The organism is Asanoa ferruginea (assembly GCF_003387075.1).
Taxonomy (GTDB): Bacteria; Actinomycetota; Actinomycetes; order Mycobacteriales; family Micromonosporaceae; genus Asanoa; species Asanoa ferruginea.
Window position 1 is genome coordinate 8562612 of record NZ_QUMQ01000001.1, and the last position, 17360, is coordinate 8579971.

General features: G+C 71.7%; 18 protein-coding genes. 5 read left to right on the top strand and 13 right to left on the bottom strand.

What is annotated here, in order from left to right:
* Positions 1–4: 4 nt before the first annotated feature.
* The 6 genes from DFJ67_RS39915 to DFJ67_RS39940 form a co-directional block, all read right to left on the bottom strand.
* The gene (locus tag DFJ67_RS39915; protein WP_170216174.1) at positions 5–766 is read right to left on the bottom strand and encodes an ABC transporter permease; all 762 of its coding nucleotides are present in this window, start codon (positions 764–766) and stop codon (positions 5–7) included.
* Between the two features lie 5 nt (positions 767–771).
* Positions 772–1707: an ABC transporter ATP-binding protein gene (locus DFJ67_RS39920; RefSeq protein WP_116074590.1), complete on the bottom strand. Its 936-nt coding sequence runs from the start codon at positions 1705–1707 to the stop codon at positions 772–774.
* A 77-nt stretch (positions 1708–1784) separates the two neighbouring features.
* Positions 1785–2216 (bottom strand): GNAT family N-acetyltransferase, encoded by a 432-nt coding sequence (locus DFJ67_RS39925; RefSeq protein ID WP_116074592.1) that lies wholly within the window; start codon positions 2214–2216, stop codon positions 1785–1787.
* Positions 2209–2631: an RpiB/LacA/LacB family sugar-phosphate isomerase gene (locus DFJ67_RS39930; RefSeq protein ID WP_116074594.1), complete on the bottom strand. Its 423-nt coding sequence runs from the start codon at positions 2629–2631 to the stop codon at positions 2209–2211. Before DFJ67_RS39930 ends, DFJ67_RS39925 begins: the two co-directional genes overlap by 8 nt.
* 10 nt (positions 2632–2641) lie before the next feature.
* On the bottom strand, positions 2642–3370 hold the full coding sequence (locus tag DFJ67_RS39935) for a tyrosine-protein phosphatase (RefSeq protein ID WP_116074596.1): 729 nt from the start codon (positions 3368–3370) through the stop codon (positions 2642–2644).
* A complete protein-coding gene (locus DFJ67_RS39940) occupies positions 3367–3924 on the bottom strand; it encodes a dihydrofolate reductase family protein (protein WP_116074598.1) in 558 nt (185 codons plus the stop codon). The genes DFJ67_RS39935 and DFJ67_RS39940 overlap by 4 nt, the downstream gene beginning before the upstream one ends.
* 124 nt (positions 3925–4048) lie before the next feature.
* Between DFJ67_RS39940 and DFJ67_RS39945 the strand changes: the two genes are divergently transcribed.
* A complete protein-coding gene (locus DFJ67_RS39945; RefSeq protein ID WP_116074600.1) occupies positions 4049–5146 on the top strand; it encodes a glycosyltransferase in 1098 nt (365 codons plus the stop codon).
* 69 nt (positions 5147–5215) lie between these two features.
* On the opposite strand, the gene DFJ67_RS39950 is transcribed toward DFJ67_RS39945, so the two are convergent.
* On the bottom strand, positions 5216–5614 hold the full coding sequence (locus DFJ67_RS39950; RefSeq protein ID WP_116077212.1) for a VOC family protein: 399 nt from the start codon (positions 5612–5614) through the stop codon (positions 5216–5218).
* A gap of 122 nt (positions 5615–5736) precedes the next feature.
* Here DFJ67_RS39950 and DFJ67_RS39955 point away from each other — a divergent pair, with 122 nt between their 5' ends.
* Genes DFJ67_RS39955 through DFJ67_RS39965 form a run of 3 tightly spaced genes read left to right on the top strand, consistent with a single transcriptional unit; the run spans position 5737 to position 8079 of the window.
* Complete coding sequence (locus tag DFJ67_RS39955) at positions 5737–6528, top strand: maleylpyruvate isomerase family mycothiol-dependent enzyme (protein WP_116074602.1); 792 nt, start codon at positions 5737–5739, stop codon at positions 6526–6528.
* Between the two features lie 5 nt (positions 6529–6533).
* Positions 6534–7625, top strand: coding sequence for an epoxide hydrolase family protein (locus tag DFJ67_RS39960; RefSeq protein ID WP_116074604.1), 1092 nt, complete (start codon positions 6534–6536; stop codon positions 7623–7625).
* A 25-nt stretch (positions 7626–7650) separates the two neighbouring features.
* Entirely contained in the window at positions 7651–8079 is a 429-nt protein-coding gene (locus tag DFJ67_RS39965) for an HD domain-containing protein (RefSeq protein WP_116074606.1), read from the top strand.
* A 229-nt stretch (positions 8080–8308) separates the two neighbouring features.
* Here DFJ67_RS39965 and DFJ67_RS39970 read toward each other — a convergent pair whose 3' ends face one another.
* Together DFJ67_RS39970 and DFJ67_RS39975 are read right to left on the bottom strand one after the other, a co-directional pair.
* On the bottom strand, positions 8309–8965 hold the full coding sequence (locus DFJ67_RS39970) for an MBL fold metallo-hydrolase (protein WP_116074608.1): 657 nt from the start codon (positions 8963–8965) through the stop codon (positions 8309–8311).
* A 21-nt stretch (positions 8966–8986) separates the two neighbouring features.
* Positions 8987–9685, bottom strand: coding sequence for a maleylpyruvate isomerase family mycothiol-dependent enzyme (locus tag DFJ67_RS39975; RefSeq protein ID WP_116074610.1), 699 nt, complete (start codon positions 9683–9685; stop codon positions 8987–8989).
* A 111-nt stretch (positions 9686–9796) separates the two neighbouring features.
* Here DFJ67_RS39975 and rsgA point away from each other — a divergent pair, with 111 nt between their 5' ends.
* Positions 9797–10858, top strand: coding sequence for a ribosome small subunit-dependent GTPase A (gene rsgA / locus DFJ67_RS39980; RefSeq protein ID WP_116074612.1), 1062 nt, complete (start codon positions 9797–9799; stop codon positions 10856–10858).
* Here the strand turns inward: rsgA and gsmA are convergent.
* From gsmA to typA, 4 genes are all read right to left on the bottom strand, one after another.
* Positions 10855–11949: a sporangiospore maturation cell wall hydrolase GsmA gene (gsmA, locus tag DFJ67_RS39985; RefSeq protein WP_170216175.1), complete on the bottom strand. Its 1095-nt coding sequence runs from the start codon at positions 11947–11949 to the stop codon at positions 10855–10857. The genes rsgA and gsmA overlap by 4 nt on opposite strands.
* A 145-nt stretch (positions 11950–12094) precedes the next feature.
* Positions 12095–13753 carry a CocE/NonD family hydrolase gene (locus tag DFJ67_RS39990; RefSeq protein ID WP_116074616.1) on the bottom strand — a complete coding sequence of 553 codons (1659 nt, stop codon included), beginning with the start codon at positions 13751–13753 and terminating at the stop codon, positions 12095–12097.
* 36 nt (positions 13754–13789) lie between these two features.
* A complete protein-coding gene (locus tag DFJ67_RS39995; protein WP_116074618.1) occupies positions 13790–15259 on the bottom strand; it encodes a PhoX family protein in 1470 nt (489 codons plus the stop codon).
* Between the two features lie 168 nt (positions 15260–15427).
* On the bottom strand, positions 15428–17296 hold the full coding sequence (gene typA, locus DFJ67_RS40000; protein WP_116074620.1) for a translational GTPase TypA: 1869 nt from the start codon (positions 17294–17296) through the stop codon (positions 15428–15430).
* Positions 17297–17360 lie beyond the last annotated feature (64 nt).

Consider the following 17360-nt stretch of genomic DNA (forward strand, 5'->3'; position numbering starts at 1 on the left):
GGTCTTAGAGCCTTGCCCGCCGTGCGGCGACCACACAGGCCACCACGGACAGCCCGATCACGGTGGCGAGCGTGCCCGTCGCGCTGCCCAGGTCGAGCCAGGGCACCCGGATGGAGTTGGTGACCAGGGTCAACGGCAGCACGTCGGCGATCCGCTGCAGCGCCGATCCCATCACGTTGGGCGGCGGACCGCCCGCGCCGAGCAGGAAGGACGGGAAGAACAGCAGCAGTCCGACGGCCTGGGCCGACCGTGCCGACGGCAGGAGTGACCCGAGCAGCACACCGACGCTGACGAAGCCGACCGCGCCGAACGCGAAGCCGAGCAGCGCCGGCCCGAGGTGTGCGACCGGCGGGATGCCGTAGACGGGCGCCGCGACCGCGAGGAGCAGCGCGACCGACAGCAGGATCGTCGTCAGCCCGAGCACCAGTTGCGCGAGCGCGAACGACCAGCGCGGGAAGCCGGCGGCGGCGAAGCGCCGCAACACCCCGCGTTCGCGGTAGGCGGCCATGTGCACGGGGAGCGTCACCAGGCCGGTGGCCGCGATCACCACGCTGAGGTAGGAGGCGACGTACCAATGTGCCGGGTTGGTGTTCTCGAACGCCGCGTCGGGTGTGGTGCCGAACGACCCGCCGATGATCAGCATGGTCACCACGGGGAAGGCGAAGACGAACGTCAGCGTCAACGGATCCCGGACCATGAGCACGAGTTCGGAGCGGATCAGCCGGGCGACCGGCGAGAGCGACCGCCGCGACCCCTCGATCGTCATCGTTGTCATCGTGACGCTCCGATCAGGACGCGCTCATCACTCAACAGACCGAGCATCGCGGTCTCGAGGTTGGGGATCTCGACGGTGAGGTCGGCCGGAATGTGGCCACGGGAGACCAGCGCGGCGCCGACGTGCGCGATGGCCTGCCGATCGCCCTGCACGCTCAGGGTTCCACCGCTGTCGGACACGGTCCGGACCCCGGGCAGCGACCGCAGGCCGGCCATCATCGCGTCCCGCTCCACCCCCGGCCAGCTGAACCGGACGGTCGCGCCGCCGGCGTGCCGGGCGACCACCTCGTGGGGCGTCCCCGCGTCCAGCACCCGCCCGGCCCGCAGCACCACGACCCGGTCGCACAGCACCTCCGCCTCGCCCATCTCGTGTGTCACCAGCAGCACGGTCGTCCCCGAGTCGCGAAGTCGCGCGATGGCCGACCACACGTCGCGGCGGGCGGCGGGGTCCAGGCCCTGCGTCAGCTCGTCGAGAATGACCAACCTGGGCCGGTTGAGCAGCGCCAACACCAGGAAGAGGCGTTGCTGCTCACCCCCGCTGAGCCCGGCGAACGCCGACCGGCGCAGGTGGGTCAGGCCGAACTGGGCCAGCAGCGGCCCAGCGTCCCGGGCCCGATCGTTGGCGAACAACGCGATGGCCTCACCGACCCGGAGCCGGTCCGGCAGCGCGGAGTCCTGCAACTGGCTGCCGAGCTGCGGACGCAGCCGGTCGGCCTGGCGGGCCGGATCGAGGCCGAGCACCCGCACCGACCCGCCGTCGGGCCGGCGCAGGCCCTGGACGCACTCGACGGTCGTCGTCTTTCCCGCGCCATTCGCGCCGAGCAGGCCGACGATCTCGCCCGCCTCGACCGTGAGGTCCAAACCGTCTACGACGACCCGGTCGCCGTAGACCTTCCGCAGACCGCGCACGGTCAGCACTTCGGATCCGTCCATGACGCCAATCCTTCGCGGAACGCTCCGCCGGCACATCTACCCACGGGCAGAACCCGGGGTGTGCCCACGGGGGGACGCTATGGGAGGTCGCGGGTCAGGACGACGCGGTCGTGGCCGGGGCCGCTGTAGTCGGGGATCAGGCAGGCGGTGAAGCCGAGGCGTTCGTGGAAGCGGATCGATTCCGTGTTGGCCGGGCCGGTGATCGCCTTGAGCCGGGTGGCGCCGCGGGCGCGGGCCGCGTCGGCGAACGCCGCGTGCAGGTGGCGGCCCAGGCCGGTGCCGCGTTGGCGTTGGTGGACAGCCACCGCGTGGATGTAGCCGATGTGGGCCGGGGCGACGAAGCCGAACAGGTAGCCGTCGACCGTGCCCGCGACGAACGCCGTGTCGCCGAACTCGCGGACGAACATCGGGTGGTGCAGGTGGCGGACGTCGCGGTCGCCCCAGTAGGCGGGGAGGTCGGCGAGGATGGCGGCCAGGTCGGTCGGGGTGGCGCGGCGTAGTTCAGGCATCGAGGGCACCGAGCCGGGCGATGTTGGCGGCCTCGTCGGGGTCGGGCGCGGTGGTGTCGAGGAAGGCCGACAGCACCTCGACGGCCACGTCGGGGGCCAGCCGTTTGAGGCTCATCGCCAGCACGTTGGCGTCGTTCCACCTGCGCGCGCCGGCGGCGATCCAGGGGTCCCAGGCGAGCGCGGCGCGGGCGCCGGGGATCTTGTTGGCGGCGATGGCCGTGCCGGTGCCGGTCCAGCAGAGCACCACACCGAGGTCGGCTTCGCCGGTGACCACGGCGCGGCCGACGGCGGCGCCGATGTCGGGCCACGCCTGGTCGGCGGTCACGTCGACGACCTCGATGCCCCGGTCGGCGAGCGCCTGCCGCACCGCCCGTGTGGTCTCGTTCGCGTCGTCGGCTCCGTACGCCACCCGCATACCGCCCACCCTACGGGTCGAGCAGTCGGGCCCTCAGCGCGGCCAGCAGGGCGTCGTCGGCGCCGAGCCGGTCGCGGGCGTAGTCGTGGGCCGAGCCGTGCGTGGCCGCCAGTTCCTTGAGCGTCAGGCGCATCGACTCGGCCGGGGAACGGCCGTAGGCCGGCCAGGTGATCGGTGGGTTGGCCGGGTTGGCCTGCCAGTCGGCGACGAACTTGTGCGCCGCCAACTCGGTCAGGGCGTAGTCGGCGATGATGTCCTCGTCGTCGACGCCGACCAGGGCCAGCACGAGCGCGGCGAGCAGGCCGGTGCGGTCCTTGCCGGCCGCACAGTGGATCACCACAGGGGTGCTGTCGGCGCCGGCGATGGCCGCCAGGGCCTGGCCGAGCTCGACCACGCCGTCATCCAGGACCTCGGCGTTGCGGTCGGCGAGGAAGCGGACCGGCTCGACGTCGGGGGCGATGGTGGCCTGCTTGTAGGGGCGGTGCTCGATCGACAGGTTGTGGTAGGTCAGGCCCGGATAGTCGGGGACCCGGCCCCGGCGGACGATCTCCTCCGGGTAGCGCAGGTCGATCACCGTCTTGACGCCCAGCGTCTGGAACTTCGCCCAGTCGGCGCCGGCCAGCTTGCCCAGCCCGTCGGAGCGGTAGAGCCGGCGCCACTGGACCGTGCGGCCGTCCGATGTGGAATAGCCGCCGACGTCGCGGAAGTTGTGCAGCCGGTCGAAGGCGATGTGCCTCATCGGGTCACCGTGAACCGCAGCGACGTGCGGGGGCCGACCTCGAGCACCGACTTCTTGCGCAGCCCGAGGGCGGCCAGGTCGGCGTCGGGTTCGAAGAGGCGCTGGCCGGCGCCGAGGAGCACGGGCATCACGTCGAGGCGCAACTCGTCGACCAGGCCTTTGGTCAGCAACTGGCGGCCGAGGTCGACGCCGCCGACGCAGGTGACGTCGCGGTCGCCCGCGCTGCTCTTCGCCGCGCTGACCGCGGCCTCGACGCCGTCGGTGACGAACGTGAAGGTCAGCTTGTCGGACTCGCGCGGGTGGACCGGCGGCGGCTCGTGGGTCACGACGACGATGGGCACCTGGAACTCGTAGCGGCCGGCGTAGCTGTCGGGGTCGCCCATCGCGAACGTGTGCCGGCCCATCAGCACCGCGCCGGTTTCGTCGATCATCTCGGTCATGTAGTGGGTCGGGCGCAACTCGGCCAGGTCGGGGTAGAGCGCCGCGGCGCTGCCCTCGGTGTCGGCCACGTAGCCGTCGATCGACATGGTCATTCCGAAGATCACCCTGGCCATGGGCTCGAACCTACCAGCGCGGTCGTGGGGCACCCGGTTGTTCACCCACCTCGTCGCCGGCCGGCTGGCGATCGAGGGGCAATATTGGGAAGGAGCCCGGCCCATATGGAGAAGAGGACCATCCGTGCGGATCCTGTTCGTGGCAGCCCCGTTGATCGGTCACCTCTATCCGATGATCCCGCTCGCCGAGGCCCTGCGCGGCGCCGGGCACGAGGTGTTGGTGGCCTCCGGCGGCGACGCCGCGACCCGGCCGCCGGCCGGTTTCCCGGTCGAGGATGTCGCCGGGCCCTTCAACTTCGGGCGGATCGCCATCGGGGCCATGCTCCGGCACCCGCGGGTGATGGCCAAGGAGATCGTCGGCAAGGCCGGCACCAGCGCGGTCGGGCACATCTTCGGCGCGGTCAACGACCAACTCGTCGGCGCCACGTCGGAGTTGATCGCCCGCTGGCGCCCGGACGTGGTCGTGCACGAGCCGCTGGCCGGCGCCGGCGCGGTGGCCGCGGCGCGGCACGGCGTGCCGGCCGTGCTGCACGGCAACACGCTCTTCGACGACGCGCTGCTGCTGGCCGTGACGACCGACAAGATGCGGCCGCGGCCCGAGGTGCCGGCCAGCGCCGCGGTGTTGCGGATCTGCCCCGGCAGCCTGGTGCCCGGCGTGGACGCTCAGCCCATGCGACCGGTCGGGTATGGCGGCGGCGCGAGCCTCCCTTCGTTGTTGCGCGAGCCGGGGAAACGCCCCCGGATCCTGGTCAGCCACAGCACCATCGCCGGGCCCGGGTCGACCGCGGTGCTGGACCGCATCGTGCGGCTGGCGCCCGCCGTCGACGCCGAGTTTGTGCTGCTGCGGGCCGCCGACCGGCTCAGCGGCCGGACCCTGCCGCCGAACGTGCGGGCGACCGGCTGGGCGCCCCTGCCGGAGGCGCTGGAGACGGCCAGCGCGATCGTGCACCACGGTGGCGCCGGCACGATCTTCGCCGCGCTGGCGGCCGGCGTGCCGCAGCTCATGACCCCGGGCCCGGGCGACCGCGCCCACAACGGCGAGGTGATCGCCGCCCGCGGCGCCGGGCTGGCCGTCGCGGTCAAGAAGATCGACGCCGCAGTCCTCAACCGCCTGGTCGACGACGCCGCGATGCGCGCCGCGGCGGTCGAGGTGTCGACCGAGATCGCGGCCATGCCGGCGCCCGAGGAGATCGTCGCGATCGTCTTCGCCAAGCTCGGCTAGGCCGGGTCCTGCCGATCATCGTGAGCCGAGACCGCCCGTCGCGGGCCGCGACGATCGGCAGAACGCGGCCTAACTCTTGCCGCCCAGAACATCCACGTAGTGCGGGTTGAACATGATGCCCAGGATGTTGTCGAACGGGTCGGTGACCGTGGCCGTGATGAAGCCCTTGCCGCGGTCGCGGGGCTGCTCGCGGACCGTCGCGCCGAGGCTGGTCAGCCGGTCGAGGGCGGCGTCGATGTCGTCGACGTGCCAGTAGGCGACCACCCCGCCGGACCTGGTCGCCGCGTCGTCGGGCGCGAACGCGCGGTCGATCAGGCCGAGCTCCTGCTGATAGTCACCGAGCCGGAACTCGGCGTAACCACCCGGCACTTCGAAATAAGGCTCGATCCCGAGCACCTCGGAGTACCACTTCTTTGCCGCGGCCAGGTCGTCGGTCCAGTAGTTGACCGTCGCGATCCCCCGGAACATGGCCCCACTCCTTTCGTCGGTGTCAATGCCGACGCTATCGGCGACCTCTGACATTTCCGGGTCGGCGCGGCGGCGGCATAGTCTCGATCGCGAACGCACCCCTCGTGTTTGGAGCAATCCGCATGGCATCCTCCGCTGACCGCGTCATCGCGGTGCTGCGTACCGGCCACGACGACCTCGTCGCCCAGGTCGCCCGGTTCACCCCCGTCGACCTCGCCCGCCCCTCCGGCGCCAGCGAGTGGGACGTCTCGCAGGTGCTCAGCCACCTCGGCAGCGGCGCCGAGATCAACCTGGCCACGCTGGAGGCCGGCATCACCGGCGGCGCCGCGCCCGACGGCGAGTTCAACAAGAGCGTCTGGGCCAAGTGGGACAACGCGTCCCGCGAGGAGCGCGCCGAGTGGGTCGTCACGGCCAACGAGGCCCTGGTCAAGCGCTACGAGTCGCTCAGTGACTCGGAGCGCGAGTCGGTCCGGGTCAGCTACGCCTGGATGCCGGCACCGGTCGACGTCGCCGCCTCCGCGACGATGCGGCTCTCCGAGTTCGCGCTGCACGCCTGGGACGTCGCGGTCGCCTTCGACCCGGCGGCGACCGTCGCGGCCGACGCGGCGCCGCTGCTGCTCGGCCAGATGGCCCACATGTTCGCCTGGGTCGCCAAGCCCGAGCACCTCGAGGGCAAGACCGCGACGCTGGCCGTCGAGCTGACCGACGTCCCCGAGTCGTTCGGCCTGGTGCTCGGCCCGGAGATCTCGCTGGCCGAGGCCCCGGCCGACCCCGACGGCACCCTGCGGCTGCCGGCGGAGACCTGGCTGCGGCTGGTCAGCGGCCGGCTCAAGCCGGAGTTCGCTGCGTCGACGGCCAAGATCGACGGTCCGCTGAGCCTCGACGAGCTGCGCCGGGTGTTCCCCGGCTTCTGATCGCCATGATCGCAACGCCGCCGGCGGCGCTCGACGACCTGCGCCGCCGGCTCCGCGCCACGAGATGGCCGGAGCCGGCGGCGGTCGACGGCTGGGACCAGGGCGTACCCCTGGAATATCTTCAAGATCTTGTCGCCTATTGGGCCGACGACCATGACTGGCGGGCGACGCAGACCCGGGTCGACCAGATCGAGCAGCGCCGCATCACCGTCGACGGCCTGGAGATCCACCTCCTGCACCGGCGCTCGACCGGCACCCTGCCGATCATCCTCACGCACGGCTGGCCCGGATCATTCTTCGAGTACGAGGCCGTGGTCGAACCCCTGGCCAAAGCCGGCTTCGACGTGGTGGTGCCGTCGCTGCCCGGCTACGGCTTCAGCGGGCAACCCACCGCACCGGGGTGGGACATCCACCGGATCGCGCGGGCGTGGGCCGAGCTGATGACCGCGCTCGGCTATCCCCGCTTCATCGCGGCCGGCGGCGACTGGGGCACCAGCATCTCGACCAGCCTCGCGCTGCAGGCGCCGGAGCGGTTGCTGGGCATCCACCTCGTACCCCCGTTGGTGGCGCCCATCCGCACTGACCTGACACCGGCGGAGGCCAGCGCCCTGGCCGACCTGGCCGACCGGGAACGGGACGGCTCCGGCTATTCGGCCGTGCACGCCACCCGGCCGCAGACGCTCGGCTATTCCCTTGTGGACTCCCCCGCCGGCCTGTGCGCCTGGATCGTCGAGAAGATCTGGGCCTGGTCCGACCACGACGGCGATCTGGCCACCGTGCTCACCCGCGACCAGGTCCTCGACAACGTCACGCTCTACTGGCTGACGGGGACCGGTGCGTCATCGGCCCGCCTCTATTGGGAGAGCATCGCCGAGGTGTCGCGCTGGTTCACAACGTCAACCGACGATGTCGTACGCGTGCCGACCGGTTGCACGATCTTCCCCAAGGAGGTGCCCCGCCCGTCGCGCCGCTGGGCGGAGCGCCGCTTCCCCAATATCGTCCACTGGGGAGAGCCACTCCGCGGGGGCCACTTCGGCGCCTGGGAGCAGCCTGAGCTGTTCGTCGAGGAGCTGAAGGCCTTCGCCGGGCGCCTCTGAGACCACGGATGAAGGGCCCACCGGGATGCCGACCGTTGAGGAGACCGACGCGTTCGCCGCGCGCTGCCACGAAGGCCAGGTCGACAAGGCCGGGCTGCCCTACATCGCGCACCCGCGCGCGGTCGCGGCGGCCCTGGTCGAACACGGCGACGAGGCGGTCATGGCCGGGCTGCTCCACGACGTCGTCGAGGACTGCGGCGTGACCCTCGACGAGCTGCGGGCGATGGGCTACCCGGAGCGGGTGGTCTCGGCGGTGGATTCTGTGACGCACCGTGCCGGCGAGTCCTATCTGGACGCGGTCCGCCGTGCGGCAGCCGATCCGTTGGGCCGGCTCGTCAAGCTGTCGGACAACGCGACCAACAGCGATGAGGAGCGGTTGGCCCTGCTCGACGCGGCGACGGCGGACCGGCTGCGGACGAAATACGCGGAGGCGCGAGCCGTGCTGCTCGCCTAGCAGCGGTCATGGGAGGTGCCGCTAGCCAGGCCGCAGTCCGCGTCCCGCGAAGTAGTCGGTCCACGCCTCGGATTCGGTCTCGTTCCTGGCCCCGAGCCGTTCGTAGAAGCCCCGATCGCCATCGAGGATCGCGGGCTCTGCCTTCATCTCGGACAGGGCGGGTTCCAGCAATCGGCCTACGATGGGTTCGCCATCACGGAGGAGCACTGCACGAGATCGCCGAGCGGCATCACCAGCCGCGAGCCCGCCACTCGGGGATCGAACCGCGCTCGGCGCCCAACGTGGAGTCGTTGCCGTGGCCCGGGTAGAACCAGGTCTCGTCGGGGAGCGCGTCGAAGAGCTTGTGCTCGACGTCGTCGATCAACGACGCGAACGCCACCGGGTCGTCGTGGGTGTTGCCGACGCCGCCCGGGAACAGGCTGTCGCCGGTGAAGAGGTGTGGCGTGCCCGACGGGTCGCGGTAGACCAGGGCGATCGAGCCCGGCGTGTGGCCGACCAGGTGGATGACCTCGAGCTCGCAGTCGCCGACCGGGATGCGGTCGCCCTCGGCCACCGGCGACGTCGAGATCGGCAGGCCCTCGGCGTCGTCGGGGTGGGCCAGCGCGCGGGCGCCGGTCGCGGCCACGACCTCCTCCAGCGCCACCCAGTGGTCCATGTGCTGGTGGGTGGTCACCACCGCGGAGAGCGGGCGGCCACCGACGAGTTCGAGCAGGCGCGGCGCCTCGTTGGCCGCGTCGATCAGCAGCAGGTCGCCGGTGCCCAGGCATTCCAGCAGGTAGGCGTTGTTGGACATCGGGCCGACCGAGACCTTGGTGATGCGCAGGCCGGGCAGTTCGCGGACGGCCGGCGCACCGCCGGTTTCGACGTTTCCGGTGTACGAGGACATGGCGGGTCTCCCAAGAAGCGGTTAGATCCAGGCGGGCGGGGTGGGCAGCGGACCGTCGGGCGAGACGGTGAGGCCGGCGCCGTCGGAGCGGCCGGTGACCCAGGCCGCGAGCGCGCAGGCCGAGCCCGACACCACCGGGCCGCCGGTGCCGACCTCGAGCGGGTGGCCGGCGCCGAGCGGCCGGAGCACGAGCGGGGGCGTGTCGCCGAGCCCGCTGGTCACCTCGTGCAGCAGCCGGTGGCCGAACCAGTCGGGCCAGTCGTCGTGGCCGTAGCCGGCCGCCAGGTCGACGTGATGCACCTCGACCTCGCGCAGCCGGCGCCAGACGCCGAACACGGCCGCCTGCGGCTGGCCGGGGATGTCGAGGATGGTCGCCCACTGCTCAGGGGTGAGCGCGTCCGCGGCCGCCGCGTAGGCCAGCGCCGACTCGCGGATGTCGGCCAGGTGCACCGCGGCCGGCCGGTCGGCGTCGGCGGCGATGTCGGCCTCGCGCTGGCCGGGCTGGTATTGCGGGGTCACCACACCGGTGCGGGCCCAGGTCAGCAGGTTGCGCATGCCGTCGGCGTTGCGGGCGACGTGGGCCAGCACGTGGCCGCGGGTCCAGCCGGGCAGCGCGGACGGTGCCGCCACGGCAGCGTCGTCGAATCCCTCCGCTGTGGCGATCAACCGCTCGGTCGCGCGGTTGACCTCCGCCATGAGTGACAGCGGATCCGTGCTCACGAAAGCCCCCTTAACGACGCGCAGCACCACCCTAGCCGTTGGCCCCACCAGAATTCGGTTTCGGCCCCACCGAGGGCGGCCTACCGTCGATGCCAACAACGAAAGGCACCCATGACCTTTGATCTCGCGTCCCTCGGTTGGGACGCCGCGTTCTCCGCCGACCTGCCGGTGCTCGACGCCGACGTGGTCCCGGGCCGGGTGGCCCGGGTCGACCGCGGCGTCTGCACGGTGCTGTCCGCCGACGGCCCGGTCCGCGCCAGCCTGGCCGGCGCCGTGCTCGCCGCCGCGTCCCGCGACGCGGTGCGGCTGCCCTGCGCGGGCGACTGGGTGCTGGTGCGCACCTGGCCCGACGACCGGGTCACGATCGAGGCGGTGCTGCCCCGGCGCACCGCGATCGTCCGGCGCACCGCCGACAAGGACTCGTCCGGCCAGGTGCTGGCGGCCAACCTCGACGTCGCCGCCGTGGTCGAGCCGCTCGACCCGTCGCCCGACATCGGCCGCGTGGAGCGGCTGCTGGCCCTGGCCTGGGACTCCGGCGCCCGCCCGCTGGTCGTGTTCACCAAGAGCGACGCCGTGCGCGACCCCGCGGCGGTGGCCGCCGACCTGGCCCGCGCGACGCCCGGCGTCGAGGTGCTGACCGTCAGCGCCCGGCTGGGCACCGGCCTCGACCAGGTCCGCCCGCTGGTGGCGCCCGGCCGCACGCTCGGCCTGCTCGGCCCGTCCGGCGCCGGCAAGTCGACGCTGGTCAACGCGCTCGCCGGGGCAGAGGTGATGGGCACCCGAGCGGTCCGCGAGACCGACGGCAAGGGCCGCCACATGACCACCTACCGGGCGCTGATCCCGATCCCCGGCGGCGGCGCGGTGCTCGACACGCCGGGCATGCGCCAGGTCGGCCTGCTCGACGGCGCCGTCGGCCTCGACCGGGCGTTCGCCGACGTGGCCGAGATGATCGCGGCCTGCCGGTTCGCCGACTGCACCCACCAGGCCGAGCCGGCGTGCGCGGTCCGCGCGGCGCTGGAGTCCGGCGACCTCAGCCCGCGGCGCTGGGAGAGCTGGCAGCGGCTGAACCGCGAAGTCGCCTACGAGACCCGGCGCCGCGAGGCCCGCCAGGCGGCCGTCGAGCGGGCCAGGCTCAAACAGCACCGCGTCCGCGACACCAGCCGCCACCTCTAGGAGCGCGCCGCCGGGTCATACCGGTAGAGGTCGTACTCCTTCATCAGGTCGATCAGGTCGGTCGCATACGACGGGGTCGTCGCATACCCCGCCTTGGCGATCTCCTTGGCGAACTGGTTCGGGTTGGTGCTGTATTTGAAGGCGTTGGCGTAGCGGTCGTTGACGGTCAGGAAATAGCCGTGGTCGGCGAACGACGCGGTCACGTTCTTGTAGGCCCGGAAGGTCGCCGTCGTGTCGTAGCACTTCGAGCCCTCGCACTCGCGGGTCGCGTAGGAGCGGCAGCCCAGCGCGATCGTGCCCGGATCGCCGAAGCACTTGATGCCGAAATAGTTGTGGTCGCGCCGCGACAGGTAGGACCGGCCCCAGCCGGACTCCAGGATCGACTGCGCGATGGTCACCGACGCCGGGACGCGGTATTTCGTGAAGCCCGCCTTGGCCGGCTCGGCCACCCGCGCGAGGAACTGCGCCGAGCCCGCCGGCGGCACCACCGGCGGCACCTGGCCACACCACGGCAACACCGGCATGCCTTTGCTGTACGCGACCAGGGCGTCGGAGATAAATCGCCCGTCGGTCAGCCGGTCCCAGGCGTTGGTGGTGCGCACGTGGCCGACCACCTTCTCGCCCCACACCTGGCAGTTGACCGCGAGCGTCCTACCGTTGGCCAGCGTGCCGATCCGGGCGGTCCCGGTGCTGGCGCCGGCCCGGATGTTGGCCGGCCCGCCGCCGCTGCTGACGGTGGCGACGCTGGCGCCCTTGGCCGAACACCAGGGCAGGGCGGGACGCGACGGCGACCAGCGCAGGTAGGCGTCCGCGACATAGCTGCCGTTGCTCAGCTTGTCCCAGTACGGGCTGGTCCGCTGGGTGCCCTTGATCTGCTCGCCGAACTCCTGGCAGGCGGCCGTGACCTTGCTGCCGTCGGCGACCGAGCCGGTGCGGCTGTCGGCCGTGGACGGTCCGGCGCGCAGGTTGAGCGGTCCGCCGGCGGAGACCGTGGCGGTCGGTGCGGCCATGGCCACCCCGGGCAGCAGGGCGACCGCCGCGGCGCCGGCCAGCACACCGGTGACGAGCGCGCGGGTCAGAGCAGACTTCACCGTCCGGTCCCCCTTCCGACCAACCGCCGACGATCCCGACGCCATCGGCCGGATTCAGGCTATTTGCCGTAAATGGGACTCGTGGGAAAAGTGAGAAAGGCGCGAAACATCGTCGCGTTAATCCGGTTTGTCCGGTTGGGTCGAGCTAGGCGACCGTGAAGCGCACCGACGACGGCCGTGCCTCGTCGTGGAAGACCCACCGCCGGCCGCCGCGCAGGGCGACCGCACTGCCCAGCGGCTCGCCCGTGCCCGGATTGCGGGCCCACCGCGGGTGCGCACCGCCGGTCACCTGGACCCGCATCCGGTGCCCGGGCGCGAACCGGTGTGCGGTCGGAAACATCGGCACGGTCACCCGGGTCACCCCGTCGGCGTCCCGCGGGAAGCGGCCCGGCACCACCCGGACCAGCCCGTCGCAGACGTTCCACGAGCGACCCTTCGGGTCGACGTCGCAGAGCCGCACGAACACGTCGAAGAACTCGGGCTCGCCGTGCACGTGGATGGTCGCGGACACCTCACCGACCAGGTCGAGCGGCGTCTCCACCGGCTCGCCGGTGAAGACCAGCACGTCGGACCGCGCCTCGACGGGCCGGTTGTCGACCCGGCCGGCCTTGTTGGCCGCCAGCACCGCACCGCCCAACGACGGCGTCGGGTCGGCGGGGTCGTAGTAGAACGTGGACGGCTCCCCGGTTCCAGGACCCGCACCCAGCCCGCCGTCGGGGTGCAGGAACACCTCGCCGGGCGTGCCGGGCGGCGGCCAACTCGGAAACTCGCGCCACCCGTCGTTGGCCACGTGTAGGTGCACGCCACCGGCGCGGGGCGCCGTCGCCGAGTTGCGCAACGCGGCCGCGGCGTCGGTGCCGCCCGGCATCCGGTCGCAGAGGAACGCCAGCCCTTCGCGCATCCAGGCGGCGAACAGGCCGGGGCTGCCGTGCGTCCACGGGCCGATCATCAGGTAGGGCGACGCCCCGGCCGCGGTCAGCGCCGCGTAGTCGCGGAGCTGGGCGGTCAGGAAGATGTCGTGCCAGCCGGTGATCATCGCGATCGGCGCGCGCACCGTCGGGACGCCGTCGTCGAAGCGGCGGTCGGCCCAGTAGGTGGCTTCGGGCTCCACCTCGCGCAGCCAGTCCTGGTAGAACGGCACCGGCGCGCCGACGGCGACCCGGTCGGCCGTCTCCAGCGGCAGTGTCGCCAGGCCGCGCAGCAGCTTGGGCTGCCCGCGCTTGAGCTCGCGCTGCCGGGTGAAGAACGGCTGCCCCTCGGCGCTGAGCAACTCGGCCCAGGTCAGCACCGTGTCGAGGGAGAACGCTTCGCCGGCGTAGGTCGAGTCGCGGGCCGACGAGGTGGTGCAGACCAGCACCATCGCCCGCAACTCGTCGCCGACGTAGGGCGCCACCGCCCACTGCGCGAAGCCCTGGTAGCTGGACCCGAACATCGCCAGGTTGCCGTTGTACCAGGGCTGCCGGCGAAGCCAGTCGATCGTGTCGATGCCGTCGATGCGCTCGTGCAGCATGGGATCGAAGGTGCCGCCGGACCCGTAGGTGCCGCGGCACGACTGGATCACCGTGTGCAGCCCGCGCTGGGCGATCAGCCGCCCGAAGAGGGTGATCGGCCCGCCCCGCCCGTAGGGCGTGCGGATCAGCACGGTGCCGGCGTCGGGCACGTCGGTGGCGTAGTGGTCGGTCATCAGCACGACGCCGTCACGCGCCCGCACCCGCTGGTGCCGCCGGTAGCTGACCTTGCCGGCGACGGCCGGCGGAAGGCGCAGAGCGCGGGCGGCGGCGAAGGTCGCGACCTGGGCGAGCACGCACCCACCGTACCCAGCCGCCGCCCGTCGCGCGCCTCAGACGCCGATCTTGCGCCAGTCGCCCCAGATCGCGAACGTCATCCCGGCGCCGGCCTGGATGTTGACGAACAGCGTGTGCCCGTCGGGGCTGAACGTCGAACCGGCGAACTCGTCGTTGAACCGCGACGTGCCGGTGCTCGAGGTGAGCCGGTTGAGCGCGATGTCAAACAGTTCGCCCTGCCGGGTCAGCCCGCGCAGGTAGTTGTCGTTGGTGTTGTCCTCGCAGACCACCAGCGTGCCGCGCGGGCTGGTGGTGACGTTGTCGGGGAAGTCCAACGTGTCCGGACCCGGCGACTGGTAGATCGCGCGCAGCACCTGGTGCTTCGGGTAGTAGGCCCAGATCTGGCCGGACCCGTTGCCGTAGCCGCCGGTCGCGTGCGGGCCGAGCTCGGTCTCCGCCTCACCGCCGCCCTGGGTGGAGGTGAAGTAGATGACGCCGTCGTCGTAGACCGCGCCCTCCAACCGGGAGAAGTAGGCCGCGCCCTGCTCCCAACCCTGCTTCGGCACGTACACCGTCGCATCGTCGTTCGTGGTCGGTGCCGTTTCCCCGGGCGTGTAGGGGAAGCGGGGCGCCGGATCATCGATATCGACCCATTTCACGTCGTACGTGTCTCCGCGCCGCTGGTTGCCCTCGAGATGGATGTTGGGGCGCTTGCGGACGGCGAGCATCTGCAGGCGGCCCCGGTTGTCGAGGTAGCCGAGCTTCATCGGATCGCGGCGCGGCTTGTAGCGGTAGAAACCCGACGGGAACTCGAAGCTGTCCTCGGTCAGGTAGAGATAGCCGGAGTGCGGGTCGTAGGCGACCGCCTCGTGGGTGAACCGCCCGGCGGCGGTGATCGGCTCACCGCTGGCCTCGCCGCGCACCGGCACCTCGAAGACGAACCCGTGCGGCTGGGTCAGCGGCACGTTGGACGCGTTGGTGAAGTCGGGGCCGACGTCGGGCCCGTTGACGGTCTCCTCGCAGGTCACCCACGAACCCCACGGCATCCGCCCGCCGGAGCAGTTCATCATCGTGCCGTTGATGCTGGTGTAGGCCCGGCGCACCTCCCCGGTCCGGCTGACGTGCACGGTCGTGGTGCCGCCGCGGGCCTGCGCGTCGTAGGGCGTACGCGGGCCGAAGGCGGGTCCCGGGTTGTTGACCTCGTGGTTGCGGACCAGCACGACATCGTCGCCGCGGTCACGGAAGGCGCCCATGCCGTCGTGCCGGCCGGGCAGCGCCGTGCCGTCGTCGAGCACGACCGGCGCCTCGGTGTCGTGGAAGGAGCGATAGTGGAACCCCGCCGGCACGTGCAGCCGGACCTTGCCGTCACGCAGGTCGGCCACGGTGTCGACGAGCGGCGCGCGCTGACTGCCGTGCGCGGCGGCGGTGTCACGGTTGACGAAGCCGAGGAACGGCCCACCGAGCACGGCGCCACCGGCCGCGGCGGCCGCACCCCGCAACACCGTCCGGCGATCGAGATCAGACATCGAGACTCCTTTGTCGGGAATCCATCGATCCTCATCGCGCCTAGCGACCCGCGCAACCGTCCATTGGCCCTGAGTTAACCTGCCGTCCACCTACCGAACCAGGACAGACGACGACGCGCCCGGCTCCGGGTTGGAGTCGGGCACGTCGTCGGCGCTGTGCGAGCCGGGTCAGCCGGCGTGCTTGCGGCGGGCGGCCTGGCGGCCGCGGGTGGTCTGGTCGAGGATGACCTTGCGGATGCGCACCGCGGCCGGGGTGACCTCGACGCACTCGTCTTCGCGGCAGAACTCGAGGGCCTGCTCCAGCGAGAGCTTGCGCGGCGGGATGACCTTCTCCGTCTCGTCCGACGTCGACTGCCGCATGTTCGTCAGCTTCTTTTCCTTGGTGATGTTGACGTCCATGTCGTCGGAGCGGGAGTTCTCACCCACGATCATGCCCTCGTAGACCTCGGTGCCCGGCTCGACGAACAGTGAGCCGCGCTCCTGGAGGTTGATCATCGCGAACCCGGTCACCGCGCCCGTGCGGTCGGCGACCAGCGAGCCGTTGCCGCGGGTGCGCAGCTCGCCGAACCACGGCTCGTAGTTTTCGAACACGTGGTGCAGGATGCCGGTGCCGCGGGTGTCGGTCAGGAACTCGGTGCGGAAGCCGATCAGGCCGCGCGCCGGGACCAGCCACTCCATCCGGATCCAGCCGGTGCCGTGGTTGACCAGCTGCTCCATCCGACCCTTACGGGTCGCCAGGAGCTGGGTGATCGCGCCCAGGTATTCCTCGGGGGCGTCGATCGTGAGCCGCTCGACCGGCTCGCAGATCTTGCCGTCGATCTCCCGGGTCACCACCTGGGGCTTGCCGACCGTCAGCTCGTACTGCTCGCGGCGCATCTGCTCGACCAGGATGGCCAGCGCCAGCTCGCCGCGGCCCTGCACCTCCCACGCGTCGGGGCGATCGGTGGGCAGCACCCGCAGCGACACGTTGCCGACCAGTTCGCGCTCGAGCCGGTCCTTGACCATCCGCGCGGTGACCTTGGCGCCCTTGACCCGGCCGACCAGCGGCGAGGTGTTGGTGCCGATGGTCATCGAGATCGCCGGCTCGTCGACGGTGATCAGCGGGAGCGGGCGGGGGTCGTCGGCGTCGGCCAGCGTCTCGCCGATCATGATCTCCGGGATGCCGGCGACGGCCATGATGTCGCCGGGGCCGGCGGACTCGGCCGGCTTGCGCTCCAGGCCCTCGGTCATCAGCAGCTCGGAGATCCGGACCTTCTCGGTGCTGCCGTCGATCTTGCACCAGGTGACCGTCTGACCCTTGCGGATCGTGCCCTCCCGCACCCGGCACAGCGCCAGGCGGCCGAGGAACGGCGACGCGTCCAGGTTGGTGACGTGCGCCTGGAGCGGGGCGCCCTCCTCGTATGACGGCGCCGGGATGGTGTCGAGCAGCGTCTGGAACAGGGGCTGCAACGAGTCGCTGTCGGCCGGCACCGTGCCGTCGGCGGGCTGGGTCAGCGAGGCGATGCCGTCGCGGGCGCACGCGTACACGATGGGGAAGTCGATCTGGGCGTCGTCGGCGTCGAGGTCGAGGAACAGCTCGTAGGTGTCGTCGACGACCTCTTTGATCCGGGCGTCGGGCCGGTCGACCTTGTTGATCACCAGGATGATCGGCAGCCGGGCCTTGAGCGCCTTGCGCAGCACGAACCGGGTCTGCGGCAGCGGGCCCTCACTGGCGTCGACCAGCAACACGACGCCGTCGACCATGGTCAGGCCGCGCTCGACCTCGCCACCGAAGTCGGCGTGGCCCGGGGTGTCGATGATGTTGATGACCACCGGTTGGCCGTCGGCGGGCGCATAGCTGATGGCGGTGTTCTTGGCGAGAATGGTGATGCCCTTCTCGCGCTCAAGGTCCATCGAGTCCATCATGCGGTCGGTGGTGAGCTCGTTGCGGGCATGGAACTGGCCGCCCTGGCGCAGCATCGCGTCGACAAGAGTTGTCTTGCCGTGGTCGACGTGGGCCACGATGGCGACGTTGCGGAGATCGGAACGGGTCGGCATGTCTCCATCCTCCAGGTTGCACCAACTCGAACCCCGTCGGGGTATCCCGGAGGTGGCCCGGATC